Raw genomic sequence first — 24834 nt, forward strand, 5'->3', positions numbered from 1 at the left:
TCAACTTCTGCCGAACTCGGCTCAGGATGCCGTCACCATGAGGTGATTGAGTCGGCGGAAGGAGACCCGGGGCTCCCAGGAGGGCGGTTCGCTCATGCGCAGCCGGGGCATCCGCTTGAGCATCGAGGTCAGCAGCAGTTTCCCTTCCAGCCGGGCCAGCGGGGCGCCGAGGCAGTAGTGGATGCCGCTGCCGAAGCCGAAATGGGAGGGCCTGCGGCGGACGTCGAAGTCCTCGGGGTCGGTGTACTGCCGCGAATCGTGCTGGGCGGCCCCGACCATCAACTGCACCATCTCGCCCTCGCGTACCCGGGTGTCCCCCAGCACGGTGTCGTGCGGCGCTATCCGGCTGATCGCGTGGATCGCCGGGTCGTACCGGAGGGTCTCGTCGACCACATTCGGCAGGTACTCGGGATGGGCGCGCAGCCGGTCCAGCTGCTCGGGGTGGGTCAGCAGCAGCCGGACCATGCTGGACAGCAGATGTTCCGTGGTCTCCAGCGCGGCGACGATCACGAAGACGGCCATGGAGTGGGCCTCCTCGTCGGCCCTCTCCCGGTCCGGCTCCAGGGTGTCCCAGGTCGCGATCCACGAGGAGATCGGATCGTTCCCCGGCGCCGCGCGACGTTCTCGTACGACCGCGGTGAAGTACTCCTGGAGGCCATGGGCGGCCGCGTCCGCCCGCGCCAGCTGGCTGGGGGACGGGAAGAATTCCTGGCTGAGAGTCTGATCGTTGGTCAGGGACCTCAACAGAGAATAATCCGAGGCAGGAAGTCCCAGCCACTGTCCGATCGACATGACGGGCAACTTGTCGGCGACCAGGGAATTGAAATCGGCCGGGCCTTCGAGCAATTCCTTCTCGAAATGATCGAGGACTTCCTCGATATTACCTGCGATCGTTTTCTTGATTTCTGCCAGTGAGGTTCGGTCGAACATGCTGCCCGCCGAACGCCGCACTCTCGTATGCTGTGGCGGATTGAGCATGGGAAGTGATTTCGCCGTCTGCAGCGAGGCCGGTGTGTTCCAACGGGCCGTGTTTCCCTGGCTGGTCCGCCACTGGGTATCCGGCACTCTCCACGTTCTGCTTCTCAGGACCTCGTCGCAGAGAGCGTACGAGGTGACGAGGTGTCCGCCCCAGGGGGAGGGGAATATGTCGCCGAGATTCCTCAGCTCCGCGTAGAGGGCCTGAGGGTTCGACTGGCCTTTCTTGGTGCGTAGTCGAGAGAAGAGAGAGGCCACGGTGCGGCGGTCGACGGCTGGCATGGTCAGGGTGGGTTCCACGAGGATCTTTCTCTCAAAGGATCACGTAAAGGTTCCAGCCCTGACTACCCTTCGCGCGGAACGCCCATGCGGCTACGGCCGCCCCTGTGGTGTTGCGGACATCACCCCTTCCACCAGGAGAGGAATCCGCTCCAGAACGCCCCCTTCTGGGGCCGCCGCTGCTCGACTACCGGAGTTTTCGCAGTGAAACGGGCATCGATCGGGAAACGCGTGGCGGCCGGATTTTCCCTGCGTATCGGGGTGAACCGGGCGGGGAGTGCGGTGAGCGCGCGGTGGAGCGGACCCGGCCGCCAGGTCAGCGAGGTGACCGGAACGCTCAGCTCGATGTCCGGCAGCTTGTTGAGGAGCTTCTCGATCGTCAGGATGGAGATCAGCAGCGCGGGATCCTTGGCGGGGCACGCGTGCGGGCCCGCGCCCCAGGCCAGATGGGCGCGCTTGCTGAGCGTCTGACGGCTCGTGGAGAGATTCGGATCGCTGTTGGCGGCGGCGAAACTGATGAGGACGGGGTCTCCCGCGTTCAGGTTCGTTCCCGAGAGATCCACGTCGTACGTCGGGTAGTGGCCGGCCCAGTTGGCTATGGGCGGGTTGTTCCAGAGCACGTCGTTGATGGCGTCCTCGACCAGCAGGCTCGCGCCGTGCGGGCCCCCCGCGTACTTCTCGTCGGAGAGCAAGAGCCGCAGAGCGTTGCCGATGAGGTTCTGGGTGGGCTCGGCGCCGCCGCCGATCAGGGTCATGATCTCGGAGATCAGCTCTTCGTCCGTCAGCCGTCCCGGATGCTGCATCAGCCAGGAGGTGATGTCGTCGCCGGGCTGGGCGCGCTTCAGGGCGATCAGCTCCATCAGCGTCTCCGTCAGCAACGCGATGGCCTTGTCCGCCTCGACGCCGTCCATGAGGCAGGAAATGCTGAAGACCAGCTGGTCGCCCAGTTCCGCGGGGCAGCCGAAGAGTTCGTTGAAGACCAGCAGCGGTACCAACTGGGCGTAATCGGCGACCAGATCCACTCGGCCCCGGCCGTTGAACTGGTTGATGAGGTAGTCGGAGACCCGGTCGACATGCCGGCTCAGCCGGTGCGTGTCTATCTTGGCGAACGTCTCCGTCACCACCTGGCGGTGCCTCATGTGCTCGGCGCCGTCCGAGTAGAGCGAGTTCGGCCGGTAGAGCATCATGGGGACGATCGCGCTGTCCAGAGGGACCTCGCCCGCGTTGAGCGCGCGCCAGCGCCGCGCGTCCCGGACGAAGGTCTCCGGGTTCTGGAGGACGTGCAGCGCCGCCGCGTAGTCCGTGACGAGCGAGGCCTCCACGCCGGGCGACAGCTCGACGGGGGCGGCGGGCCCGAACTGCCGCAGGTACTCGTAGAAGGCGTTCGGGTCGGCGGCGAATTCGGGACCGTACAGAGGAACGCTCTTGCCACTGCCGTGTGCCGGGCAGCCCGGTGGTGGGGAGGGGAAGTCCGAAGGGGATTGCATGGGCCGGGCTCCTAGGCGAGGCGTGACTGGAGATAGCGGACGAGCGAGATGAGCGCGTTCGCCGAGGAACGCTGGTCGCGCGCGTCGCAGTTGACGAGAGGTGTCTCGGGGAGCAGATCGAGTGCCTCCCGGATCTCCTCGTCCGCGTGATTCGGGCGGTCGTCGAATCGGTTCACCGCGATGGCGTACGGGATGCCGTAGTGCTCGACCAGGTCCATCACGGGGAAGGACTCCTCGAGGCGCTCCGGATCCACCAGCACCAGCGCCCCGAGCGCACCCCGGGACATATCCTCCCAGACCTGTACGAAGCGCTGCTGCCCCGGCGTCCCGAAGAGATAGAGGACCAGCCGCTCGCTGAGCGTGAGCCGGCCGAAGTCCATCGCCACCGTCGTCGTGGTCTTGCCGATGGTGCCCTTGAGGTCGTCGATTCCCGCACCCGCCTGCGTCATGACCTCTTCGGTGCGCAGCGGCGGAATCTCGGACATCGTCCCGATGAATGTGGTCTTTCCTACGGCGAAATGACCGACCACCAGGATCTTCGCCGCGGTCTGCACCGATTCGCGCAGATAGACACTGTCATCCAAAGCGGGCTTGAAGGCCATGCAGCACCTCCTCCAATATGTTCCGGTCGACGAGCTTCGCGCCAGGGATCGGGGCCCGGGTGATGAGGTACCCCCCCTGGGTGAGATCGGACAGCAGAATCTTGACGACGCCCACCGGGAACTGGGTGTGCCCGGCGATTTCGGCGACCGAGAGATGGCCCCCGGAGCACAGCTCCAGAAGGCGGCGCTTCTCGGGGTCGAGATGCTGGGTCGACGGAGAGTCGTGCGCCGTTGTCACCAGGGTGATCAACGAGAACTCGTCATCGTCCAGCAGGCTGCGCCCGTTTGTGATGACATACGCCGGAACTAATGGGGTGGCGGCCTGTTCCAGATCCTGTTCATCCGGTGTCGTCATGCCTTGGTGTCAGCAATCTCGCGAGGGGGACTGGTCAGGGATTTGCCGAGCTGGCCGACGAGCTGTTGCATACGGAAGGTGATCTCGGCCATGTCGACCTCGGGCGTCGCGGAGACCGCGAGATAGGCACCCTCGCCGGCGGATATGAGGAAGACCCAGCCGTGGTCGAATTCCACCAGGGTCTGCCGCCACTGCCGCCGCTGGTTTCCCGGCGCACCACAGAAATCCACCACCGTACGGCTGAGCGACTGCATTCCGCTCATCGCGGCGGCGACTGTATCGGCCTGGTCCTTGCCGACATCCTTCGACCGGGCCATGAGGAGGCCGTCGGCGGAGACAAGAATCGCGTGCTGTGCTTCAGGAACTTCCAGGGCACTGTCAAGCATCCATGACAGGTCGTAATTCACTGAGTCTCATGCCCTTCGCTGCTTGCGTTGGTGGAACGGCGGCCGGACTGCGTGCCCCGCTGGAACGCTCCCATGACGGAGGCGGCCTGCTCGCTGGAGCGGGTGGGGGTGTCCGTGTCTGTGGTGTCGACGGTGGGGACGATGGAGATCGCGCCCCTGCGACGGCGTTTCGGCAGGCCGCCGAAGGTGGTTGACGGCGCCACCGGGTTCTCCGCGGGGGGCATCGGGGAAGACGCTGCCACCGTGGGGAACTCCTTGGGCTTCGGCTCGGGCGCTGGCTCGGGCATGGACGTGAGGAGCTCCTCCGGAAGAAGGACGACCGCGCGCACGCCACCGTAGGGAGAGGTGGAATCGACCGAGACGGTGAAGCCGTAGCGGGCGGCGAGCACGCCGATCACGGCGAAGCCGAACTGCGGCGGATTGCCGAGCCCCGAAACACCGGGAGAGCGCTCGCTGGACAGGAGCTTGGACGCCCGGTTCTTCTCTTCCTCGTTCATACCGACACCGGCGTCGTCCACGATGATGCAGACGCCCTTGGGCACGGGCCGGATATTGATCTCGATCATTGTCTCGGGCGCCGAATAACTCGTGGCGTTGTCGAGCAGTTCGGCGAGCGTGAGCGCTACGGGCTCAACGGCGCGGCTGACAATGGCGAAATTGCTCTGGGCCCGGATTTCGACCCGGGTGAAGTGCCGGATACGGCCCTTCGCGCTGCGGACCACATCGTAGAGGGAGGCGGCCGCACGCTGTCGGCCGAGCCATCCGTCGCAGAGCACGGCGATGGACTGGGCGCGCCGCGCGAACTGCGAGTTCATGTGGTCGATATCGAGGAGGTCCTGGAGAATCTGGAGTTCTCCGTACTTGTCCTGAAGCTTGGTGATGGCCAACTGCTGCTCGCTGGCGAGACCCTGGAGCGTCCGCATGGCGGACTTCAGGGCCGTTTTCGTGGACTCCTCGGCCCGGTCCTTGGCCTCTTCCACCGCCTCGGTGTAGTGCTCCTCGAGGTTGGTGTAGTGAGTCTTGAGCTCTTGTTTCTCCTTGCGCAGCTCAGCAATTGTCTTTCTACCGCGAATGATCGCGGCCGCGGCGACGGGAGTACCAGCGATCAGACCCCAAAGCGCTGGATCCTGGAGATATTGCGTCATAAGGCTCTCTTCGGGCGACTGGGCCACCGGGTGCTGAATGTCTGGGGAATGCATACGAGCGCGCCCGCGTATGACAGACATCTTGCAGCCGCGGAGGTGTGGGATCGGCCGCGCACGCTCGCCGGGCCGGACTGCCTCAAAAGGCCCGGCTGATGGCATAGTTTTCCCCCGGGGTGGCGGATTTCTGGGCCGATGCGCTGACTTTCCTGTTGCCATAGCGGGTTTGGCACCGCTTGGCAAGCTTGGTGATCTTAGCATCACGCGATGATCCGGTGATCATGTGATCTGTTCCTTTTTTGCTGTCTGACGGTTATTCAGCAAACCTCCCGTTTGCGGCTGTTGATGCTCGTTCTCGGCGGCTCCGGGGCGTGTGAAGGCCAAGGGTGATGTCTGGTTGTCGGATGAATCGCCCCTTATGCGCCCCATCGGAGCACGTGCCACGGGCACAGTCGTGATGAGGTCGTGATGAGGTCGTGCGGGGAGCGTGCGAATACGCGCACCCCCGTGCGCCCCGGACATGGCCGTGGTGCGGGACGGGAAACGGGGGCGCGGGGGCTCGTGGCACGGCAGCCGGCGCCGTCCTGGAGTTTTGGCGCGGTACGCCAGTCCGTCCTGGCTGCCGGGCCGAGGCGCCGGCCGGGGGCGTCAGACGGCGGGGGCGGACGGTGGTACGAGCTGGTCGGCCAGCCAGGTCGGCACCCCGCCGAGCAGCCGGAAGAGCCGGGCGGCCTCCGCGCGCAGCCGGGTTGCCTCCGGCTCCGGTTCGGCGTCGGCGAGGGCGGCCAACGCCGGTGCCGTACCGACGAGATAGCCCAGCTCCTCGCGGATCCTCAGGGACTCGGTGAAGCCGTGTCTGGCCTCCGCCAGCTCGCCGTCCCGTAAGGCCAGCCCGGCCAGATGGCGCCAGGTGAAGGAGAGCAGCAGTGTCTGGCCGTGCGCCGTCGCGGCGGCGTGGGCGCGGCGGTAGGCGGCGCGGGCGGACTGCGGCGAGCCGGCGAGATGCTCGGCGACCAGCCCGCGCCGGAAGTCGAGCAGCGCGCGGCCCGGGGCCGTCGGGTGGAGCAGGGCCGCCGCCCGGCCGAGCGCCGAGCGGGCCTCGTCCGCGCGGTCGCGTACGCCGAGGACGGTCGAGGCGTAGGCGAGATGGCCGCGTTCGCAGGCGGCGGCGCCGCGTTCGTGGTCCTCCTGGGCGGTCGCCTCGGCGGAGCGGAGCGCGTCCTCGGCCTCGGGCCAGCCGCCGCCGGTGAACAGACAGCGCTCGACGAGCAGCGCGGCCCGCTGGAGCGCCGGGGCGGGGGCGGTGGCGTGCGGGGCGAGCAGGGCCGCCGCGTCGGTCCAACAGCCGCGTGAGCGCAGCCGCCATATCGCGGTCTGGAGAGGATCGTCACCAGAGATGGTTCCGGAACCAGACATGGCGGAATACGCCACATTGCCCTCCCCGAGCGCGCCATTGTGCTGTTGGGTGTGGACGCATCTCAACATGGATCAGTACGCCCGGCCAAGGGGACAGGTGAAAAAATTCACAATCCCGAGGCGGCCGGGGGCGGTTCACCGTGCGGGCCGGTCACGCTTCCCGACACCGCCGTACATCCCGGGCGACGGCCCCGGAACCGCCCCCACCTGGGACGACAGGGCGGCGGCCCGTCCGGTCCGGTCGCGGCCACGGAGCGCCCGCACCGGGCCCGGCGGGAGATCGCCGCAGAGAGCGATGAGGCGTGAACTCGGCGCGCGCGACCGGCGCGTGTCGGCCGGGACGCGTGCGTCGCTCATCGGCAGGGCCGGGGGGACGTGCCCGTCAGCTCATCCGCAGGGCCAGGAAGAAGTCGAGCTTGTCCTCCAGCCGCGCCAGATCACGGCCCGTCAGCTGCTCGATCCTGCCGACCCGGTACCGCAACGTGTTCACATGCAGGTGCAGCCGCGCCGCGCACCGCGTCCACGAGCCGTCGCAGTCGAGGAACGCCTCCAGCGTGGGGATCAGCTCCGCGCGGTGACGGTGGTCGTAGTCGCGCAGCGGGTCCAGCAGCCGGGCGGTGAAGGCCCGGCGCACGTCGTCGGGGACGAAGGGCAGCAGCAGGACGTGCGAGGCCAGCTCGTGATGGCCCGCCGCGCCGACTCTCCCCGGCCGTGCCGCCGCCACCCGGCGGGCGTGCCGGGCCTCCTCCAGGGCGCCCCGCAGCCCCTCCGCCGAGTGCACCACCGCGCTCACCCCCACGGTCAGCCGGCCGTCGTCGGCGAGCCCGGCCGACAGCGGCGCCCGTACGGTGGCGAGCAGCGTGTCCGCGTGCAGACCGGCCGCCGGTACGGGGGCGTCCGGCGCGCCCGCGTCCGGCGTCGGAGCCATGGGCAGCGGCACCAGCGCGACCGCCTCCTCGCCGGTACGGGCCACCGCGATCCGGTCGGAATCCGCCCAGGGAATCGCCTCCGCGCCCACCGGATCGACCAGGATCTCCTCCAGCAGCGACCGGGCCGCCCCGGAGTCCGTGACCGGGCCGTCCGCCGGGTCCGCCCCGTCGCGCGCCCACTCGACCCGGGCCACCACGACCTGCCAGCGCGGCGCCGTGCTCGCCCCCGGCAGGAGTACGGGCGCGGCCACCCGCAGCCGCGCGGCGATCTCGGCGGGGGCCGCGCCCGCCTGGACCAGCTCCAGGACCTCCTGGGCCAGCCGGCGCCGTACCGTACGGGCCGCGTCGCGGCGGTCGCGTTCGACCGCGATCAGCTGGGTGACGCCCTGGAGCAGATCGAGCCGGGCGGTCGGCCAGTCCGCCGGATCCGCCTCGACCGCGAGCAGCCAGTCGGACAGCACGGCCCCGCGCGCGTCCGGCGCCGGGCCCGCCGCCGTACCGCCGCGGCCGGTGTTCCGTACCGGGAACAGGGCGTAGACCGTCCCCTCGATCGCCGTACGGTACGGGCTGCGGCGGCCCGCGCGGACGGCGGCGAGCTGGAGGCCGGCGAGCGCGGCGGCCCGCGCGGTGGGCAGCGGCCCGTCCCCGGCGCCCGCGATCGTCCGGCCGGTGGGGGAGAGCACCCAGGCCCGCAGATCGAGATCGGCGCGCAGCAGATCGAGGACCACCTCGGGGCCACCGCCCGCCGGGCCCGAGGTCATCAGCCTGCGGTGCCGGTCCACGACCGCGGCCAGATCCCCGGCCCGCTCGCCGGAGACCTGGCGGACCACATGCTCGGTGATCGTCGCGAACGCCACGTTCTCGTCGACCGCGAAGAGCGGCAGCCGGTGGCGTACACACGCCGCGACCAGATCGGCCGGGACGTCGCCCAGCTCAGCCTCGCCCGCCGCGAGCCCGGCCACCCCGGCGCCCGCCAGGATCCGGACGAACGGCTCGGAGTCCTCGGCCGCCCGCCGCCAGGCGAGCCCGGACAGGACCAGCTCGCCGCCGGACAGATAGCGGCTCGGGTCGCGCAGATCGGTGGTCATCACCCCTCGGATGGTCCGGTCCAGCTCCTCCGCGCCGCCGAGCAGCCGCAGCCCCAGCGCGTCGGTCTCCAGCAGTGCGCGCAGCCGCATCTCGTCGCCGCCGATCTCTCTTGTGGTTTTGGGGGTCCCGGGGTGGCCGGACACGCCTGTGGGCAGCCGAAAGGGCCACACGTTTCGGGTGGAAGACCTTTTCGTTACCGCTGTCCCGTCTTTCGTTCGAATCTACAAGACTCGGAAGGCGGCCAGTCAATTCCTTCATGGTTTCGGTGACTGCACCGGGCGGAAGCACTGCTTGTGTACTGGTGAGGACCGAGTCGTCGAGAAGAGAGCCACCCATGGAGTTTCTTCGCCCCGCCAGCTGGCAGGAGGCGCTCGCCGCCAAGGCCGCGCACCCCACCGCTGTGCCCATCGCGGGTGGCACGGACGTCATGGTCGAGATCAACTTCGACCACCGGCGGCCGGAGTATCTGCTCGACCTGAACCGTGTCGAGGAGCTGGCCGGCTGGACGGTCGGCGAGGACAGCGTCGAGCTGGGCGCCTCGGTCCCGTACAGCGCCATCATGGAGCACCTCCGCACACCGCTGCCGGGGCTGGCGCTCGCCTCGCACACCGTCGCCTCGCCCCAGATCCGCAACCGCGGCGGCGTCGGCGGCAACCTCGGCACCGCCTCCCCGGCCGGGGACGCGCATCCGGCGCTGCTCGCGGCGGGCGCGGAGGTCGAGGCCGAGTCGGTACGGGGCAGTCGGCGCATCCCGATCGACGCGTTCTACACCGGGGTGAAGCGCAACGCGCTCGCTCCCGACGAACTGATCAGGGCCGTCCACATCAAGAAGGCGGAGGGCCCGCAGCAGTACTCCAAGGTCGGCACCCGCAACGCCATGGTCATCGCTGTCTGTGCCTTCGGCCTCGCCCTGCACCCCGCCAGCCGGACCGTGCGGACCGGTATCGGCTCCGCCGCGCCCACCCCCGTACGGGCGAAGGACGCCGAGTCGTTCCTCAACGCGGCGCTCGACGAGGGCGGCTTCTGGGACAACGGGAAGATCATCACACCGTCGATCGCCAAGGAGTTCGCCCTGCTCGCCGCGGCCGCCTGCAACCCCATCGACGACGTACGCGGCACCGCGAAGTACCGCCGCCACGCGGTCGGCATCATGGCGCGCCGCCAGCTCGGCTGGACCTGGGAGCAGTACCGCTCCGCCCGGCGCCCCCTCGAAGGAGCTGCATAACCCATGCGCGTCACTTTCACGGTCAACGGGCGCCGGCAGGAGGCCGACGACGTATGGGAGGGCGAGAGCCTGCTCTACGTCCTGCGCGAGCGGCTGGGGTTCCCCGGCTCGAAGAACGCCTGTGAGCAGGGCGAATGCGGTTCTTGTACGGTACGGCTCGACGGCGTCCCGGTCTGTTCCTGCCTGGTCGCGGCCGGTCAGGCCGAGGGCCGCGAGGTCCTCACCGTCGAAGGGCTCGCGGAGTACGCGGGACACCGCGACGGCCCGGCCGGCGGGTCCGGCGCGCTCGCCCCGGTCCAGCAGGCGTTCATCGACGCGGGCGCCGTACAGTGCGGCTTCTGCACCCCCGGACTGCTCGTCGCCGCCGACGAGATGCTGGAGCGCAACCCGTCGCCCTCCGACGCGGACATCCGTGAGGCGCTCTCCGGGAATCTCTGCCGCTGCACCGGCTACGAGAAGATCCTCGACGCGGTCCGCCTCGCCGCCGCCCGCAAGGAGAGCCGCGGAGAGGGGGTGCGGCCCGCATGACCACCACCCCGCGCACCCCGCTCGGTGTTCCCGGCCATCTCACGCAGGGCGCCGCCACCAAGGGCGGCATCGGCGAGTCCACGCTCCGCCCCGACGGCACCCTCAAGGTCACCGGGGAGTTCGCCTACGGCTCCGACATGTGGCACGAGGACATGCTGTGGGGCCACACCCTGCGCTCCACCGTGGCCCACGCCGAGATCCGGTCCATCGACATCGCCGAGGCCCTGGCCACCCCCGGTGTCCACGCCGTGCTGACGTACGACGACCTTCCTACGGCCGTCAAGCACTACGGGCTGGAGCTCAAGGACACTCCTGTCCTCGCCCACGGCAAGGTCCGCCACCACGGCGAGCCGGTCGCGCTCGTCGCCGCCGACCACCCGGAGACCGCCCGCCGGGCCGCCGCGAAGATCCGCGTCGACTACGCCGAGTTGCCGGTCGTCACCGACGAGGCATCGGCCACCGCCCCCGGCGCCCCGCTGATCCACGAGGGCCGCGACGACCACCTCATCGGCCATGTCCCGCCCCCGGAGGGCGAGCATGCCCCGCACCCGAACATCGTCCACCGCCAGCCCGTCGTGCGCGGCGACGCCGCCGCGGCCGCCGAACGCGCGGATGTGATCGTCACCGGTGACTACGTCTTCGGCATGCAGGACCAGGCGTTCCTCGGCCCGGAGGCAGGTCTCGCCGTACCCGCCGAGGACGGCGGGGTCGAGCTGTACGTCGCCACCCAGTGGCTCCACTCCGACCTGTGGCAGATCGCGCCCGTCCTCGGCCTGCCCGAGGACAAGGTCCGGATGACGCTCTCGGGTGTCGGCGGGGCGTTCGGCGGCCGGGAGGACCTGTCGATGCAGATCCACGCCTGCCTGCTGGCGCTGCGCACCGGCAGACCGGTGAAGATCGTCTACAACCGGTTCGAGTCCTTCTTCGGCCATGTCCACCGCCACCCCGCCAAGCTGCACTACGAGCACGGCGCGACCCGCGACGGCCGGCTCACCCACATGAAGTGCCGGATCGTGCTGGACGGTGGCGCCTACGCCTCCTCCACCCCGGCCGTCGTCGGCAACGCCGCGTCGCTCGCCGCCGGACCCTATGTCATCGAGGACGTCGACATCGAGGCGGTCGGGCTCTACACCAACAACCCGCCCTGCGGCGCGATGCGCGGCTTCGGCGCCGTCCAGGCGTGCTTCGCGTACGAGGCGCAGATGGACAAGCTGGCCGCCGCGCTGGACCTGGACCCGGTCGAGTTCCGCCGGCTCAACGCCATGGAGCAGGGCACACGCCTGCCGACCGGGCAGGTGGTCGACTCCCCGGCCCCCGTCGCCGAGCTGCTGCGCCGGGTCAAGGCCCGGCCGCTGCCGCCGGAGCGGCAGTGGGCCGCCGCAGGCGAGGCCGCGGATGTACGGGCGCTGCCGGGTGGTCTGTCGAACACCACGCACGGCGAAGGGGTGGTCCGGGGCGTCGGCTACGCGGTCGGCATCAAGAACGTCGGCTTCTCCGAGGGCTTCGACGACTACTCGACCGCGCGGGTCCGGCTCGAAGCGATCAACGGGGTGCCGGTCGCCGTGGTGCACACGGCGATGGCCGAGGTCGGCCAGGGCGGGGTCACCGTCCACGCGCAGATCGCCCGTACCGAACTCGGGGTCGCCCAGGTGACCATCGCGCCCGCCGACACCAAGGTCGGCTCGGCGGGGTCCACCTCCGCCTCCCGGCAGACCTATGTCACGGGCGGCGCGGTGAAGAACACCTGCGAGCACGTCCGGGAGCGGGTCCTGGAGCTGGGGCGCCGCAAGTTCGGCACGTACCACCCGGCCTGGGCCACCGCCGAGCTGCGGCTCGAAGGCGGCAGGGTCGTCACCGACGGCGGCGAGGTGCTGGCCGAGCTGGCGGACGTACTGGAGGACGAGGCGGTCGACCTGGAGCTGGAGTGGCGCCACCGGCCCACCGAGGCGTTCGATCTGCGGACGGGACAGGGCAACGGCCATGTCCAGTACTCGTTCGCCGCGCACCGGGCGGTCGTCGAGGTCGATACGGAGCTGGGCCTCGTCAAGGTCGTCGAACTGGCCGTGGCGCAGGACGTCGGCAAGGCGCTCAACCCGCTGTCGGTCCTCGGCCAGATCCAGGGCGGCAGCACCCAGGGGCTGGGCGTGGCGGTGATGGAGGAGATCATCGTCGACCCCGTCACGGCGAAGGTCCGCAACCCGTCCTTCACGGACTATCTGATCCCGACCATCCTCGACACGCCGACCATCCCCGTCGACGTACTGGAGCTGGCCGACGAGCACGCGCCGTACGGACTGCGCGGTGTCGGCGAGGCGCCGACCCTGTCGTCCACCCCGGCGGTGCTGGCAGCGATCAGGGACGCGACGGGGCTCGAACTGAACCGGACCCCGGTACGGCCGGAGCATCTGACGGGCGGCTGAGGGCCGGTCGCGGGCGCTCCCCGGGGCGGGGTCCGGGCCTCGTCACGCTCCGCCCCCCGGATCGCACCCGGCCGGGTGTCTCCCGGCCCCCTGCCGCCGCCTCCGTAACCGCCCCCGTAGCCGCCCCGAGGAGACCGACATGCTCGACATCGCACAGGAGCTGACCCGGTGGCTCGGGGAGGGGCGCGAGGTCGCCGTGGCGACCGTCGTGACCGTCACCGGCAGCGGGCCCCGCCCGGCGGGCGCCGCGCTCGCCGTCGACGGCGAGGGCACCGCGATCGGCTCGGTCTCCGGGGGCTGTGTGGAGGCGGCGGTGTACGAGCTGTGCCGACAGGCCCTGCGGGACGGGCGCACCGTCCTGGAGCGGTTCGGCCACAGCGACGAGGACGCCTTCGCCGTGGGTCTGACCTGCGGCGGGACCATCGACATCCTGGTGACGCCGATACGCGTCGACGCGCCGGGCCGGGCGGTGTTCGCCACCGCGCTCCGGGCCGCCGCCGAGGGCCGGACGGCGGCGCTCGCCCGGATCACCGATGGGCCGCCCGCGCTGCGGGGCGGCGCGCTGCTGGTGCGTCCCGACGGTTCGTACGAGGGCGGGCTCGGCGGCGGTCCGGAGCTGGACCGCACGGCGGCGGCCGAGGCGCGCGCCCTGCTGGACGCCGGGCGTACGGGCACGGTGACCGTCGGGGAACGGGGAGCGCGCTGCGGCCGGCCGGTGACGCTCCTGGTCGAGTCGAGCGTCCCGCCCCCGCGCATGATCGTCTTCGGTGCCATCGACTTCGCGGCGGCGCTGGCCCGCGCGGGGAAATTCCTCGGCTACCACGTGACGGTCTGTGACGCGCGGCCCGTCTTCGCCACCCGGGCGCGCTTCCCGGAGGCCGACGAGATCGTCGTCGACTGGCCGCACCGCTATCTGGCCTCGACGGCGGTCGACGGCCGAACGGTCCTGTGCGTACTGACCCATGACGCCAAGTTCGACGTACCGCTGCTGAAGCTGGCGCTCGGGCTGCCGGTCGCGTTCATCGGCGCGATGGGCTCCCGGCGTACCCACGAGGACCGGGGCAGACGGCTGCGCGAGGTGGGCGTCGGGGAGGCGGAGCTGGCCCGGCTGCGCTCGCCGATCGGCCTCGACCTCGGGGCCCGTACGCCCGAGGAGACCGCGCTGTCGATCGCGGCGGAGATCGTGGCGGCCCGGCGCGGCGGCAGCGGGGTCCCGCTGACGGGCGCGCGCACCCCGATCCACCACGAGGGGCCCCGGGCGCGGGGCGCGGTGGTGGGGTCCGCCGCCTGACGCAGGGCTGGTCGGCACGGGCTTTCCGGGCGGCGCCGCTCCCTGCCGTGTCCCCCACGGATACGGCGGAGAACGGCGCCGTCGTCTGCCTTGTGGGCAGAGTCGACGCTCCCTCACCGGGTGCGGCAGCCCGAGCGGGGCGGCATTGGAGGAGCCGCCTCCTCCGGTGTGGGAGCGCTCCCATGAGTCTTGTCGAGTCCTCCGCTCTCGTCAAGGGGAGGCCCGGCCGCGCCTCGGTACGCCTGGCCCGGATGGCCTGTTCGCGCTGGTCCACGGCGCGCGGCCGGGGCGACGTCACCCCGAGGCCCGCTGGACCAGCTCCGTACGCAGCACCACATGCTGCCAGGCGGCCGAGGAGTCGTTCAGGGTCTCCAGCAGGACCCGCGCCATGGTCCGGCCCATCTCCTCCACCGGCTGGCGCACGGAGGTCAGCTGGGGGTCGGTGTGCCGGGCCACCGGGGAGTCGTCGAACCCCACCACGGCCACATCCTCCGGGACCCGGCGGCCCAGCGAACGCAGGGTGTGCAGGGCGCCCACCGCCATCACGTCGGAGGCGGCGAACACCGCGTCGAGCTCCGGGTCGCGCGCCAGCAGTTCGGCCATCGCGCGGCGCCCGCTCTCCTCGGTGAAGTCGCCGTGGGCGACCCGGGAAGGGTCGGGGCCGGTGCCCGAGGTGTCCCGTACGGCCTCCTCGTACCCCCGTAGCCTGCACTGCGCCACATACATGTCCAGCGGGCCCGTGATGGTGCCGATCGCGCGGCGGCCGGACATGGCGAGATGGCGGACGGCGGCGCGGGCGCCGCCCACGTTGTCGGAGTCGACGTAGCTGACGGACTCGTCCCCCGACCTGCGGCCGCTCAGGACCGTCGGCATCTCCATCTCGGCCAGCAGGTCGGGCAGCGGGTCGTCGCCGTGGACGGAGACGAGCAGGACGCCGTCGATGCGGCGGGCGCGGGCGTACTGGAGGAAGCGCTCCCGCTCCTTCTCGTTGCGGACCAGGGTGAGGAGCAGCTGCAGTTCGGTGTCGGCGAGGCCGTCGCCCACGCCGTGGACGATGTCGGAGAAGTACGGCTCGGCGAAGAACCGCTTCTCGGTCTCGGGTATCACCAGGGCGACCGCGTCGCTGCGGCTGCCCGCCAGTGCGCGCGCGGCCCGGTTCGGTATGTAGCCGAGCTGGGCGATGGCCTGTTCCACCAGGTGTCTGGTGGTGTCCTTGACGCGCGGCGAGTTGTTGATGACGCGGGACACCGTGCCCCGGCCGACGCCCGCGAGCGCGGCGACCTCCTCCAGTGTGGGCTGGCCCGTACGTGCCTTCGCCACCATCGTGCGACCTCCTGTCGATCTGGGCCCGTCCCCGGCCGTCCGGTGCCGATCATCCGGTACTGATCGGCCGGTTCCGACCAGGGGGACGCTGGTCGGCGGGCCGGGGTGCGGGCTGTGGCCATCCAACCACTGGGAGCGCTCCCATGCACGGAAAAGCCCGGTCAGGCAGGATAAGGGGCTTCACCGCGGGTCTCCCGGCGGGCGTTTCGGGGCGTCGCGTTTGACGGAATAACAGCTGACGGACCGTCAGTTTCCGTTTGGTGCCGTGCTGTCGTTCTCACTATCATCCGGCGATGATCATAAGTAGACGGTCGGCAGCCGCCGTGTGCGGTCTGGTGGCCACCCTGGCCGTAGGGCTCTTCCCTCCCGCCGCGTCCGCCGCCGACGAACCGGCGGGGACCCCCGCGCCGAAGGTCGATCTCGTCCTCGACGTCAGCGGCTCGATGCGGACCCGCGACATCGACGGCACGTCCCGGATGGCGGCGGCGAAGCAGGCGTTCAACGAGGTGCTGGACGCGGTGCCGCAGGAGGTGGAGCTGGGGATCCGTACCCTCGGGGCCGACTACCCGGGCAAGGACACCAAGGTCGGCTGCAAGGACACCCGGCAGCTGTACCCGGTGGGCCCGCTGAACCGTACGGAGGCGAAGACCGCGATCGCCACGCTCGCCCCCACCGGCTGGACGCCCATCGGGCCCGCGCTCCTCGGCGCGGCCGGCGACCTCGGGGAGGACGGCGACGCCACCCGCCGGATCGTCCTCATCACCGACGGCGAGGACACCTGTGCCCCGCTCGACCCGTGCGAGGTCGCCCGGGAGATCGCGGCCAAGGGCATCCACCTCACCATCGACACCCTGGGGCTGGTGCCCGACGAGAAGACCCGGCGGCAGCTGACCTGCATCGCCGAGGCCACCGGCGGCACCTTCACCTCGGTGCAGCACAAGGACGAACTCGCGCGTCGTGTCACCCAGTTGGTGGACCGCGCCGCCGACCCGGTCGTCAACCCCGTGGCCACTGAGGGCGCTTCGCGCTGCGCGGACGCCCCGGAGATCAAGCCCGGCCTCTACAGCGACCGCGAGAAGTTCTCCGAGCACCGCTGGTACCGCGTCAACGTCCTGCCGGGGCAGGAGCTGCGCGCCTCGGTGAGCGTCGGCGCCGACCGCGCCGTCGACCAGGACTACGGTGTGCTGCTGCGCGCCGTGACCGTGAGCGGCCGGGAGATCGTCCGCGGCTCCGAGGCGGGCGACGGGCGTACCGATGTGATCTCGTCCGGGCTGCGCTACCCGAAGCCCGAGGCGGACGGCGAGGACGACGGCGACGGCAGGCCCGCCGCCGAGGTCGTCTGCCTCCAGGTCGGCAACTCCTTCTCGGCGCCCGCCTCCGTACAGAGAACTCCTGGCCTCCCCGTCGAACTGACCGTCGACCTGGTCGACGCGCCCGACACCGCCGCGGACCTCGCCTCGTTCGGTCTCGGTCGCGGCTGGTGGCTGCTCGGTGTGCTGGCCCTCACGGGTCTGGCCGCCGGACTGCTGTGGGGCTGGATCTCGCGCCTGCGAATCGTCTGGAGCAACTGATGCGTATCACCGGCATGTTCACCGGTTCCCTGCTGGCGGGGGCGCTGCTCCTCGGTACGGCGGGCAGCGCGGCGGCGGACGAGAGCCCGACCCCCTCCGGCGCCTCCCCGGAGTCCGCCGACAGCGCCGACGCGCCGACCGAGGCCGGTACGTCGTTCCGTACGGCCACCGCCTTCCGGCCGGGACAGCGGGCCACGGCCGGCGCCTCCACGGGCGACTACCTGTACTGGGTGTTCCCCGTCGACAGCGCCCAGCGCGCCACCGTGACCGCCAAGGTCACCCTGCCCGAGTCCGCCGCCGCGCGGAAGGGCCCGATGGTCTGGCAGGTGGACGTCTACGACGGGCTGCGCCGCCACCAGCCGTGCGTGTACGGCGCGCGGACGAAGCCGCTCGCCGCCGACGCGTCCTCGGTGGAGCTGCGCTGTGTGCTGCGTACGGTACGGGGCTGGGCCGAGCCCTGGTCCAACGATCCGCTGCCCGGCAGCTACTTCGTCCGGCTGACCGTCCTCGACGCGCAGGAGGAGGATCTCGGCCTGCCCGTACAGACCGAGGTCGAGGCCGAGACCCCGGACCAGGGCGGCGCCCACGCCGTCGACGGCAAGCTGTCCGTACCGCTCACCCCCGGCCGTACCACCGTCGCGCGGAGCGGCGGCGGCGCGTCCGGGGAGGGCGCGCGGCTCGCGGCGTCCGGGGTGGAGCCGGAGGGCGGCTGGTCCTCGGGCCGGTGGTCGGACCGCTGGCTGTGGACCGTGGGCGGCGGGGTGCTCGCCGCGCTCATGGGCATCGCGGGCTACCGCCTCGCCCGGCCCGCCCGGCGCCCCGCGGCGGCCTGAGGGACGGTCCGTACGGAGCGGGCGGTCCGGGTTTCTCCCCCGGGCCGCCCGCTCCGTACGGACGTATACGCGGGTCGGCTCACGCCATGGCGGCGTCCTTGTACAGCGAGTCCAGGAACGCGTCCAGGTTCGTACGGGCCCTGGCGAGCTTCTCCTCCAGCGTGAGGGACTCCTCCAGACGGCGGGCGAACACGGGCGTGCGCTTGCCCCGGACGTACAGCGAGCACGCGAGATCCGCGCACATGTACATCCCCACGGTGTTGCCCTGCCGGCCCGCGACACCGACCTTCGGCGCGGTCATGAGATCGATGCCCGAGGCGCTCTGGGGCGTCACACAGATGGAGCAGATGCTCGACTTCAGCAGCCCCCTGCGCCCGGACGCCGACCCGCGCAGCGCGAAGCCCGTCCATCCGCCGTCGCGCTCCGTCACGAGATAGCCGCGCTCGGGGGCCCCGGGGTCACGCCACCCGAGGAAGTCCAGATCCGCCCACGGAAGCCCGGCGAACTCCCGGGGGAGGCCGAGCCGCTGGGCCTCGCCCTTGGAACAGTTGACGAACGACCCGCGGATCTCTTTCTCACCGAGCGCCTTCATACCGGGAAACTAACAAGCGGGCGGGTCGGGTGTCGCGGGATTTCCGCGTCCCTCGTGTCCTTCGCGTCCTTCCTTTTTTCCGCGGGCCGGCGGGCCGACGTGCCAGTGGGCCCGCCGGCCTTTCGCCGTACGTCCCTACGGCAGCAGCCCCGCCCGCCGCGCCGCCACCACCGCTTCCAGCCGGGTGTGCGCGCCCAGCTTCCGCATCGCCGACCGCAGATAGCCCTTGACCGTCTCGGGCCGCAGCTCCAGCAGTCCGGCCGCCGTCGTATTGGTCGCGCCCGCCGCGACACAGGCCAGCACGTCCACCTCGCGCGGCGCGAGCGTCACCGGGATATCGCGCCGCCGCTCCCCGAGCGGGCCCGGCGCGCCCGCCAGCCGCCCGCAGACGGAGAGCAGCTCCTCGCGCAGCCGGGCGTCGACGATCCGCGGTGCCAGCGCCCGCAGTTCGGTATGGGCCGCGCGGACCTCCTCCCAGGCGCCGGGCCCCGCCACCGGTTCCTGGGTCACCGACAGCAGCCGACGCGCCTCGTCCCGTACGACCAGGGACTGTTCCACGTCCCGCGCGGCGGCGACCACCGCGTCGAAGGTGCGCTCGCCCATCGGCAGGGCGGTGCGCAGGGCGCCGTACAGCACTCCGCGCACCGTACGGCGTACGACCACGGGTACCGCGATCACGGAGCGCAGCCCCTCGGCGGCCACGGCGGCGTCGTACTCATGGCTGATGTGCCGCGCCACCGGGTAGTCGGTGACCGCGCAGGGCCGGGCGAGGGCGATGGACTTGCCGCCGAGCCCGCTCCCCGACGCGATGCCGAGGCCGCGCAGCGAGCTGGTCGCGGTGCCGTTCAGCTCGGCGATCCGCAACTGCCCCACCTCGTACAGCAGCCCGCCGAAGGCCACCGGCAGCCCGGTCGTCCTGCGCAGCCCCAGCAGCGCCGCCCGCATCTCGGCCGCCCCGACCACACCCGGGGTTCCGTCCGCTCCGACCGCTTCGGCCATGCGCCTGTCCTCCTGTCGGCGGGGCGACCACCCCCGTCCGGGGGTAGTGAGACCCAGGTCACTGATTACACGATGCTAATGAACGGTCCGGCAATGAGGAGGACACGATGACGGCACGGAAGAGGCCGCGCGATCAGGTCGACCCGGTCGAGGAGTTCAGGGCGGCCCGGGACTTCCTCCTGGCGCACCGGGAGGACTACGCGACGGCGTACGAGGGCTTCTCCTGGCCGCGTCCCGACCGGTTCAACTGGGCGCTCGACTGGTTCGACGGGATCGCGGCGGGCAATGACCGGATCGCCCTGCACCTCGTCGAGGAGGACGGCAGCCGGACGCGGATCACCTTCGCCGAGATGTCCGCCCGCTCGAACCGGGTCGCCAACTGGCTGCGCGCGCGGGGGGTCCGGGCCGAGGACCGGATCGTCGTCATGCTCGGCAACCAGACCGAGCTGTGGGAGACCGCGCTCGCCGCGATGAAGCTGCGGGCCGTGGTCATCCCCGCGACACCGCTCCTCGGCCCCGCCGATCTGCGGGACCGGGTCGGGCGCGGCCGGGCCGGGCATGTGCTCGTACGCGCCGAGGACACCGGGAAGTTCACCGGGATCCCCGGCCGGTTCACCCGGATCGCGGTGGGCGGCCCGGTGGACGGCTGGCTGTCGTACGAGGACGCCCACACCGCGTCCGAGGTCTTCACGCCGGACGGCCCCACCCACGCCGACGACCCGCTGATGCTGTACTTCACCTCCGGTACGACCGCCCGGCCCAAGCTGGTCGAGCACACTCACGCCTCGTATCCGATCGGGCACCTGGCGACGATGTACTGGATCGGGCTCAAGCCGGGCGACATCCATCTGAACATCGCCTCGCCGGGCTGGGCCAAGCACGCCTGGTCGAATCTCTTCGCGCCCTGGAACGCCGAGGCGACCGTCTTCATCCACAACTACACGCGCTTCGACCCGGTCAGGCTCATGGCCGAGATGGACGCGGCCGGGGTCACCAGCTTCTGTGCCCCGCCCACGGTCTGGCGGATGCTCATCCAGGCGGATCTGTCCCGGCTGCGCACCCCGCCGCGTGAGGTCGTCGCGGCGGGCGAGCCGCTCAACCCCGAGGTCATCGAGACGGTCCGGCGCGAGTGGGGGGTGACGATCAGGGACGGCTTCGGCCAGACCGAGACGGCCGTGCAGGTCGCCAACTCGCCGGGGCAGCTGCTCAAGGCGGGCTCCATGGGGAGGCCGACGCCCGGCTTCAAAGTCGTGCTGCTCGATCCGGTCACCGGGGCGCCCGGTGTTGACGAGGGCGAGATCTCCCTCGATCTCTCCGTGCGTCCGGTCGGTCTGATGACCGGCTACCACGGCGACCCGGACCGGACCGCCGAGGTGATGGCGGGCGGCTACTACCGGACCGGTGATATCGGCGCGCGGGATATGGATGGATATATCACTTATATCGGGCGATCTGATGACGTATTTAAGTCCTCGGATTATAAGATTTCCCCCTTCGAGTTGGAGAGCGCCCTGCTGGAGCACGAGGCAGTCGCCGAGGCCGCCGTCGTCCCCGCGCCCGATCCGCTGCGGCTGGCGGTCCCCAAGGCGTATGTCGTCCTCGCCGAGGGCTGGGAGCCCGGCCCCGGCACCGCGAAGCTGCTCTTCGCCCACTCCCGGTCGGTCCTCGCGCCGTACAAACGCATCCGCAAGCTGGAGTTCGCGGACCTGCCCAAGACCGTCTCCGGGAAGATCCGCCGGATCGAGCTGCGCGAGCTGACGGCGGCGGGATCGACCGCCGAATACGAGGAGGGGGAGCTGCGATGACTGCGCTCCGCGCACTGCATCGGCGATCCGAGCCGGGGTGAACTGCTCACTTCCGCAACGATGGTGACGGATCGTCAATTCATAGTGAGAGAAGCCATGTTGTCCTGCGGCGACCCGATCGGCATCCAGTGCGCCTCGGGCGCCACCGGCTTCGCCAGGGTGCCACCCTTCGGCCCCCTCCTTGTCCCGGCCCCCTCCTTCGACGCCGCGGCCACCCTGCGCGCGGTCGAACAGGAGCGCCGTACCTCGCTGTACGGCGTCCCCACGATGTTCATCGCGGAGCTGAACCTCGGTGACGGTGTCCGGGAAGGTGCAAAAGGTCGAACTGCGCGAGCGGTTCTCCGGGTGACGGCCGGTCGGGGTGCGGTCGGTCGGAATATGGTCGGTCGGGGTGCGGTCAGTCCGGTGACGGCGCCCCGGCGGAGACCAGTTCGTCCGCCGGGCCGTTGACCGGTTGCGGGGCGCCCGTGAGGTCCAGGACGAAGAGCGGGATGCCGAGGGCGTCCGCACGGGCACGGGCGTCCTCCGCGTACCCGGCCAGCGAGAAGTAGACGCCGACGGCCGACGCCGCCAGCCCGTCGAGCCAGAGGCACTCGACGGCGCGCAGGGACGCCGGGCCGGTGCCCGGGTCGACCTGGGCGACGACATCGGGCCCGCGCAGATCGACCCCGGAGTCCGGCTCGCCCTCGGTCCGTACGACGCTCCTGAAACCGAGCCAGCGCAGATAGAGCGCGGCGGCGGACACCGCGTCCCGGGGCGTGCGGATGGTGGCCGGGTGGAAGGGCGTGCGCGGCGAGGTCGCCGCGCGGGGCGGCGGGACGCGGGTGGGGCGTTCGGCGGCGGGCCCGCTCTCCCGGACCTCGGGCGCGCCCGTCTCCCGTACGGGAATCCGCAGCATCGCCCCACAGGGGCAGCCCAGTTCGGGCCGGGGCCAGTCGCCGTCGCGCCCGCACGCCGCGCAGCGGACGGTCACCCACTCCTCGGCCCAGGTCCGGTACGTGACCGGCTCCACCGGCGCCTCCTTGGCCAGCGGTGGCGCCACCGGGGCGCCGCACAGGCAGGGGTGGACCGGTGCGACAAAGGTGTGACGGCCGCCGCAGGACGGACAGCACACCGAAACGTTCTCTCCCACAGTGCTCTTCCCGAACCTCTCGCCTGCCGTGCCGTGCCGTGCCGTGCCGTGCGATGCGATGCCGTGCCGGTCCCGGGCTCGGACCCGGTCCATCGGCCGCGTCCATCGTCCACCAGGAGCGAGGTGTTTGGGGAGAGGACGTTGATGCCCCGTCGGCCGGCCTCTACCTTGCCTCTACCTTGCTTCCGTATAGCTGAACGCAACTTACGCATCGCGGAATATGTGCGGGAATTGGGAAGTCGTCACGGAATCATCGTGGGATCGAGTGCCGGGAGTGCTCCATGGCCCGAATGACCGCTGCCCGAGCGGAAGTCGAGATCATCAAGCGCGAAGGCGTAACCCCATGTGGGGTCCGGTGGGTGCGGGTCCGTGGAGAGTGTGCATTTCTTCCGTATTGTGGAAGTTATTTTCTTGTGCATGGAAGATTGTCGGTAGGGCGGGGGCGTCAAGGGGGGATCGCGGGATGGGTGGGGTCTGATTTCGGCCCGCCAGGCCCAGGAATGTCCTGATTCATACTGCTGCGCGCGGCAACCAAAGGTATGCCGCACTTGTCTTGCTCGTGTGGGTCGGAAGTGGGTCGCGGAGGCGCGACCGGAGCCACGACGAGGCACAACCAGAGGTATGACCAGAAGGTATGACCGAGGGGGTTGTCCGTACATGAAACGCTGGGGAATCGTACTGACCGCGCTGGGGCTGGCCGTGACAGCGGGCGGCCTGGCGCCCGCGGTGGCCGTCGCCGACGCGCCGCGGAGCGCCGCCGTCTGCGCGACGGACTGGGGCAGCGGGCACAAGGAGCTGGAGAGCCACCCGGAGCAGCCGCTGACCAACGTCAGGACCGGCCGGCACGACTGCTTCGACCGGATGGTCTTCGACGTCCCGGGGATGACCACGGCCACCCCGGCCGGTCACTGGGCGCGGTACGTGGACGAGATCGTCCATGTCTCGGACACCCCGATCCCGGTCGCGGGCGGCGCCATCATCGAGATCAGGATCAGTACGCCCGTGTTCCGGCCCGGGACCACCATCCCGGCGTACCCGGTCAGCGCGCTCGCCGCGCCGCTCCCGGGGGTGAATCTCGCGGGGTACCAGACCTTCCGCGACGCGCGGTACGCCGGTTACCACCACGGCGCGACCACCATCGGGCTCGGCGTCCGGGCCCGGTTGCCCTTCCGGGTGCTGACCCTCCCGGACCGGGTCGTCGTGGATGTGGCGCACACCTGGTAGGTACGGGACGCGGCCCTGTCAGGTGGTGCGAACGGACGGACGTCGGCCCGGGAGAGGCCCCCGGCCGCCCCCGGGCGGGCGTCCTGTCTCAGGAGCCGGCGAGCCGGTCGGTGACCCAGCGGTGAAAGCCGCCGATGTGGTGTTCGCTGGGGACCAGCACACCACCGGCGCGGTAGGCCCGGGAGTCCATCGCGGGCTGGGTCCGCTCGCACGCTTCGAAGTCCTGCGCGTTGACCCGGTGAAACAGCTCCACGGACTTCGACACGTCCGCGCCCGACGCGACCACCTCGGGTGCGTACAGCCAGTCACACTCCACAACGGTGTGATCGGCCGCGAGCGGGAACATCCGGTGGACGATCACATGGTCGGGCACGAGATTGATGAACACCTGCGGTTTGACCGTGATCGCGTAGTAGCGGCGGTCCTGGTCGTCGGAGACCTCGGGGAGCCTGCCGAACCCCTCGCTGCCGTCGACGGTGAAGCCGAGCGCCTCCTCGGCGAACTCCGCGCCGTGGCCCACGTAGTACTGGGCGGCGAAGCCCTCGGCGAACTCCGGTAGCACATCGGTGAGTTCGGGGTGGATGGTGGCGCAGTGGTAGCACTCCATGAAGTTCTCGACGATCAGCTTCCAGTTGGCCCGTACGTCATAGGTGATCCGCCTGCCCAGCGCCAGCCCCTCGGTGCGGTAGCGCTCGATGGACGCGGTGTCGCCGAGCCGTTCGACGGCGGCGCCGATGACATGGTCCTCGAACGAGGGCGGGTCCTCGGCGAGACAGAGCCAGGCGTACCCCAGCCACTCCCGCAGCCGCACCGGGATCAGCCCGTACGCGACCCGGTCGACGTCCGGCATCTTCACCAGATTGGGGGCGGCGATCAGCTTGCCGTCCAGGTCGTACGTCCAGGCGTGGTACGGGCATTGGAGGTTCCGTCTGACCTGGCCGGACTCCTCGGTGCACAGCCGTGCGCCCCGGTGCCGGCAGACATTGAGGAATGCCCGCAGCTCGCCCGTACGGGAGCGGGTGACAAGCACGCTCTCCCGGCCGACACGCACTGTGCGGAAGGCGCCGGGGGTGGCCAGATCGGCGGACCGGACAGCGCAGAACCAGAGCGATTCGAAGATCTTCTCCTGCTCCTGCCGGAAGATCTCGGGGTCGGTGTAGTAGTGCCCGGGAAGGGTGGGGATCAGGGAGGGCGAAGGGCGGGTGGTCAT

The 24834-nt window shown here is 70.8% G+C and carries 22 protein-coding genes and 1 pseudogene; 9 read left to right on the forward strand and 14 right to left on the reverse strand.

All coding sequences use genetic code 11. The annotated features are described in order from the left end of the window. Positions 1-21 precede the first annotated feature (21 nt). The 9 genes from ACIP8W_RS04030 to ACIP8W_RS04070 form a co-directional block, all read right to left on the reverse strand. Complete coding sequence (locus ACIP8W_RS04030) at positions 22-930, reverse strand: cytochrome P450 (RefSeq protein ID WP_401956989.1); 909 nt, start codon at positions 928-930, stop codon at positions 22-24. 446 nt (positions 931-1376) lie between these two features. Beyond that, positions 1377-2741, reverse strand: coding sequence for a cytochrome P450 (locus ACIP8W_RS04035; protein WP_401956987.1), 1365 nt, complete (start codon positions 2739-2741; stop codon positions 1377-1379). 11 nt (positions 2742-2752) lie between these two features. Beyond that, the gene (locus ACIP8W_RS04040) at positions 2753-3343 is read right to left on the reverse strand and encodes a GTP-binding protein (RefSeq protein ID WP_401956984.1); all 591 of its coding nucleotides are present in this window, start codon (positions 3341-3343) and stop codon (positions 2753-2755) included. Then, positions 3318-3698, reverse strand: a complete 381-nt coding sequence (locus ACIP8W_RS04045; RefSeq protein ID WP_401956982.1) for a DUF742 domain-containing protein — start codon at positions 3696-3698, stop codon at positions 3318-3320. The genes ACIP8W_RS04040 and ACIP8W_RS04045 overlap by 26 nt, the downstream gene beginning before the upstream one ends. Then, the gene (locus ACIP8W_RS04050; protein WP_401956979.1) at positions 3695-4105 is read right to left on the reverse strand and encodes a roadblock/LC7 domain-containing protein; all 411 of its coding nucleotides are present in this window, start codon (positions 4103-4105) and stop codon (positions 3695-3697) included. The genes ACIP8W_RS04045 and ACIP8W_RS04050 overlap by 4 nt, the downstream gene beginning before the upstream one ends. Further along, positions 4102-5250: an ATP-binding protein gene (locus ACIP8W_RS04055; RefSeq protein WP_401956976.1), complete on the reverse strand. Its 1149-nt coding sequence runs from the start codon at positions 5248-5250 to the stop codon at positions 4102-4104. The genes ACIP8W_RS04050 and ACIP8W_RS04055 overlap by 4 nt, the downstream gene beginning before the upstream one ends. Before the next feature lie 136 nt (positions 5251-5386). Then, positions 5387-5530 carry a hypothetical protein gene (locus ACIP8W_RS04060; RefSeq protein WP_401956974.1) on the reverse strand — a complete coding sequence of 48 codons (144 nt, stop codon included), beginning with the start codon at positions 5528-5530 and terminating at the stop codon, positions 5387-5389. A gap of 365 nt (positions 5531-5895) precedes the next feature. Beyond that, positions 5896-6678 carry a hypothetical protein gene (locus ACIP8W_RS04065; RefSeq protein WP_402201868.1) on the reverse strand — a complete coding sequence of 261 codons (783 nt, stop codon included), beginning with the start codon at positions 6676-6678 and terminating at the stop codon, positions 5896-5898. 367 nt (positions 6679-7045) lie between these two features. Beyond that, on the reverse strand, positions 7046-8770 hold the full coding sequence (locus ACIP8W_RS04070) for a PucR family transcriptional regulator (protein WP_401957039.1): 1725 nt from the start codon (positions 8768-8770) through the stop codon (positions 7046-7048). Positions 8771-9015: 245 nt separating this feature from the next. On the opposite strand from ACIP8W_RS04070, the gene ACIP8W_RS04075 reads away from it, so the two are divergent. From ACIP8W_RS04075 to ACIP8W_RS04090, 4 genes are all read left to right on the forward strand, one after another. Next, positions 9016-9906 carry an FAD binding domain-containing protein gene (locus ACIP8W_RS04075; RefSeq protein ID WP_401956969.1) on the forward strand — a complete coding sequence of 297 codons (891 nt, stop codon included), beginning with the start codon at positions 9016-9018 and terminating at the stop codon, positions 9904-9906. Positions 9907-9909: 3 nt separating this feature from the next. Next, complete coding sequence (locus ACIP8W_RS04080; protein ID WP_401956967.1) at positions 9910-10434, forward strand: (2Fe-2S)-binding protein; 525 nt, start codon at positions 9910-9912, stop codon at positions 10432-10434. Beyond that, on the forward strand, positions 10431-12854 hold the full coding sequence (locus ACIP8W_RS04085; RefSeq protein WP_401956965.1) for a xanthine dehydrogenase family protein molybdopterin-binding subunit: 2424 nt from the start codon (positions 10431-10433) through the stop codon (positions 12852-12854). The genes ACIP8W_RS04080 and ACIP8W_RS04085 overlap by 4 nt, the downstream gene beginning before the upstream one ends. Positions 12855-12993: 139 nt before the next feature. Beyond that, on the forward strand, positions 12994-14145 hold the full coding sequence (locus ACIP8W_RS04090) for an XdhC family protein (protein ID WP_402201870.1): 1152 nt from the start codon (positions 12994-12996) through the stop codon (positions 14143-14145). A gap of 294 nt (positions 14146-14439) precedes the next feature. Here ACIP8W_RS04090 and ACIP8W_RS04095 read toward each other — a convergent pair whose 3' ends face one another. Continuing rightward, the gene (locus ACIP8W_RS04095) at positions 14440-15468 is read right to left on the reverse strand and encodes a LacI family DNA-binding transcriptional regulator (protein WP_401956959.1); all 1029 of its coding nucleotides are present in this window, start codon (positions 15466-15468) and stop codon (positions 14440-14442) included. Between the two features lie 293 nt (positions 15469-15761). Here ACIP8W_RS04095 and ACIP8W_RS04100 point away from each other — a divergent pair, with 293 nt between their 5' ends. Next, complete coding sequence (locus tag ACIP8W_RS04100) at positions 15762-17039, forward strand: VWA domain-containing protein (RefSeq protein WP_401956957.1); 1278 nt, start codon at positions 15762-15764, stop codon at positions 17037-17039. Beyond that, positions 17039-17872: a hypothetical protein gene (locus ACIP8W_RS04105; RefSeq protein WP_401956955.1), complete on the forward strand. Its 834-nt coding sequence runs from the start codon at positions 17039-17041 to the stop codon at positions 17870-17872. The genes ACIP8W_RS04100 and ACIP8W_RS04105 overlap by 1 nt, the downstream gene beginning before the upstream one ends. 79 nt (positions 17873-17951) lie before the next feature. On the opposite strand, the gene ACIP8W_RS04110 is transcribed toward ACIP8W_RS04105, so the two are convergent. Then, entirely contained in the window at positions 17952-18464 is a 513-nt protein-coding gene (locus ACIP8W_RS04110) for an FBP domain-containing protein (protein WP_402201873.1), read from the reverse strand. A 135-nt stretch (positions 18465-18599) separates the two neighbouring features. Next, entirely contained in the window at positions 18600-19463 is an 864-nt protein-coding gene (locus ACIP8W_RS04115; protein ID WP_402201875.1) for a LuxR C-terminal-related transcriptional regulator, read from the reverse strand. Positions 19464-19570: 107 nt separating this feature from the next. Here ACIP8W_RS04115 and ACIP8W_RS04120 point away from each other — a divergent pair, with 107 nt between their 5' ends. Continuing rightward, entirely contained in the window at positions 19571-21268 is a 1698-nt protein-coding gene (locus ACIP8W_RS04120; RefSeq protein WP_402201877.1) for an AMP-binding protein, read from the forward strand. Beyond that, a pseudogene (locus ACIP8W_RS04125) lies at positions 21269-21565 on the forward strand (AMP-binding protein); the annotation flags it as partial. It lies immediately after the preceding gene. Between the two features lie 100 nt (positions 21566-21665). Here ACIP8W_RS04125 and ACIP8W_RS04130 read toward each other — a convergent pair. Then, positions 21666-22400 carry a hypothetical protein gene (locus ACIP8W_RS04130; protein WP_401956946.1) on the reverse strand — a complete coding sequence of 245 codons (735 nt, stop codon included), beginning with the start codon at positions 22398-22400 and terminating at the stop codon, positions 21666-21668. Positions 22401-23057: 657 nt separating this feature from the next. Here ACIP8W_RS04130 and ACIP8W_RS04135 point away from each other — a divergent pair. Further along, positions 23058-23624 (forward strand): hypothetical protein, encoded by a 567-nt coding sequence (locus ACIP8W_RS04135; RefSeq protein WP_401956944.1) that lies wholly within the window; start codon positions 23058-23060, stop codon positions 23622-23624. 88 nt (positions 23625-23712) lie between these two features. Here the strand turns inward: ACIP8W_RS04135 and ACIP8W_RS04140 are convergent, their stop codons facing one another. Beyond that, complete coding sequence (locus ACIP8W_RS04140; RefSeq protein ID WP_402201879.1) at positions 23713-24834, reverse strand: aromatic ring-hydroxylating dioxygenase subunit alpha; 1122 nt, start codon at positions 24832-24834, stop codon at positions 23713-23715.

The sequence above is a fragment of the Streptomyces sp. NPDC088554 genome (assembly GCF_044752945.1).
Lineage (GTDB): Bacteria > Actinomycetota > Actinomycetes > Streptomycetales > Streptomycetaceae > Streptomyces.

Coding starts and splice junctions, on each gene's coding strand:
- ACIP8W_RS04045 (WP_401956982.1), bottom strand. CDS start 3,698: ATGACGACACCGGATGAACAGGATCTGGAACAGGCCGCCACCCCATTA.
- ACIP8W_RS04140 (WP_402201879.1), bottom strand. CDS start 24,834: ATGACCACCCGCCCTTCGCCCTCCCTGATCCCCACCCTTCCCGGGCAC.
- ACIP8W_RS04055 (WP_401956976.1), bottom strand. CDS start 5,250: ATGACGCAATATCTCCAGGATCCAGCGCTTTGGGGTCTGATCGCTGGT.
- ACIP8W_RS04075 (WP_401956969.1), top strand. CDS start 9,016: ATGGAGTTTCTTCGCCCCGCCAGCTGGCAGGAGGCGCTCGCCGCCAAG.
- ACIP8W_RS04115 (WP_402201875.1), bottom strand. CDS start 19,463: ATGGCCGAAGCGGTCGGAGCGGACGGAACCCCGGGTGTGGTCGGGGCG.
- ACIP8W_RS04030 (WP_401956989.1), bottom strand. CDS start 930: ATGTTCGACCGAACCTCACTGGCAGAAATCAAGAAAACGATCGCAGGT.
- ACIP8W_RS04110 (WP_402201873.1), bottom strand. CDS start 18,464: ATGAAGGCGCTCGGTGAGAAAGAGATCCGCGGGTCGTTCGTCAACTGT.
- ACIP8W_RS04135 (WP_401956944.1), top strand. CDS start 23,058: ATGAAACGCTGGGGAATCGTACTGACCGCGCTGGGGCTGGCCGTGACA.
- ACIP8W_RS04085 (WP_401956965.1), top strand. CDS start 10,431: ATGACCACCACCCCGCGCACCCCGCTCGGTGTTCCCGGCCATCTCACG.
- ACIP8W_RS04120 (WP_402201877.1), top strand. CDS start 19,571: ATGACGGCACGGAAGAGGCCGCGCGATCAGGTCGACCCGGTCGAGGAG.
- ACIP8W_RS04035 (WP_401956987.1), bottom strand. CDS start 2,741: ATGCAATCCCCTTCGGACTTCCCCTCCCCACCACCGGGCTGCCCGGCA.
- ACIP8W_RS04095 (WP_401956959.1), bottom strand. CDS start 15,468: ATGGTGGCGAAGGCACGTACGGGCCAGCCCACACTGGAGGAGGTCGCC.
- ACIP8W_RS04105 (WP_401956955.1), top strand. CDS start 17,039: ATGCGTATCACCGGCATGTTCACCGGTTCCCTGCTGGCGGGGGCGCTG.
- ACIP8W_RS04100 (WP_401956957.1), top strand. CDS start 15,762: ATGATCATAAGTAGACGGTCGGCAGCCGCCGTGTGCGGTCTGGTGGCC.
- ACIP8W_RS04080 (WP_401956967.1), top strand. CDS start 9,910: ATGCGCGTCACTTTCACGGTCAACGGGCGCCGGCAGGAGGCCGACGAC.
- ACIP8W_RS04090 (WP_402201870.1), top strand. CDS start 12,994: ATGCTCGACATCGCACAGGAGCTGACCCGGTGGCTCGGGGAGGGGCGC.
- ACIP8W_RS04070 (WP_401957039.1), bottom strand. CDS start 8,770: ATGCGGCTGCGCGCACTGCTGGAGACCGACGCGCTGGGGCTGCGGCTG.
- ACIP8W_RS04060 (WP_401956974.1), bottom strand. CDS start 5,530: ATGATCACCGGATCATCGCGTGATGCTAAGATCACCAAGCTTGCCAAG.
- ACIP8W_RS04040 (WP_401956984.1), bottom strand. CDS start 3,343: ATGGCCTTCAAGCCCGCTTTGGATGACAGTGTCTATCTGCGCGAATCG.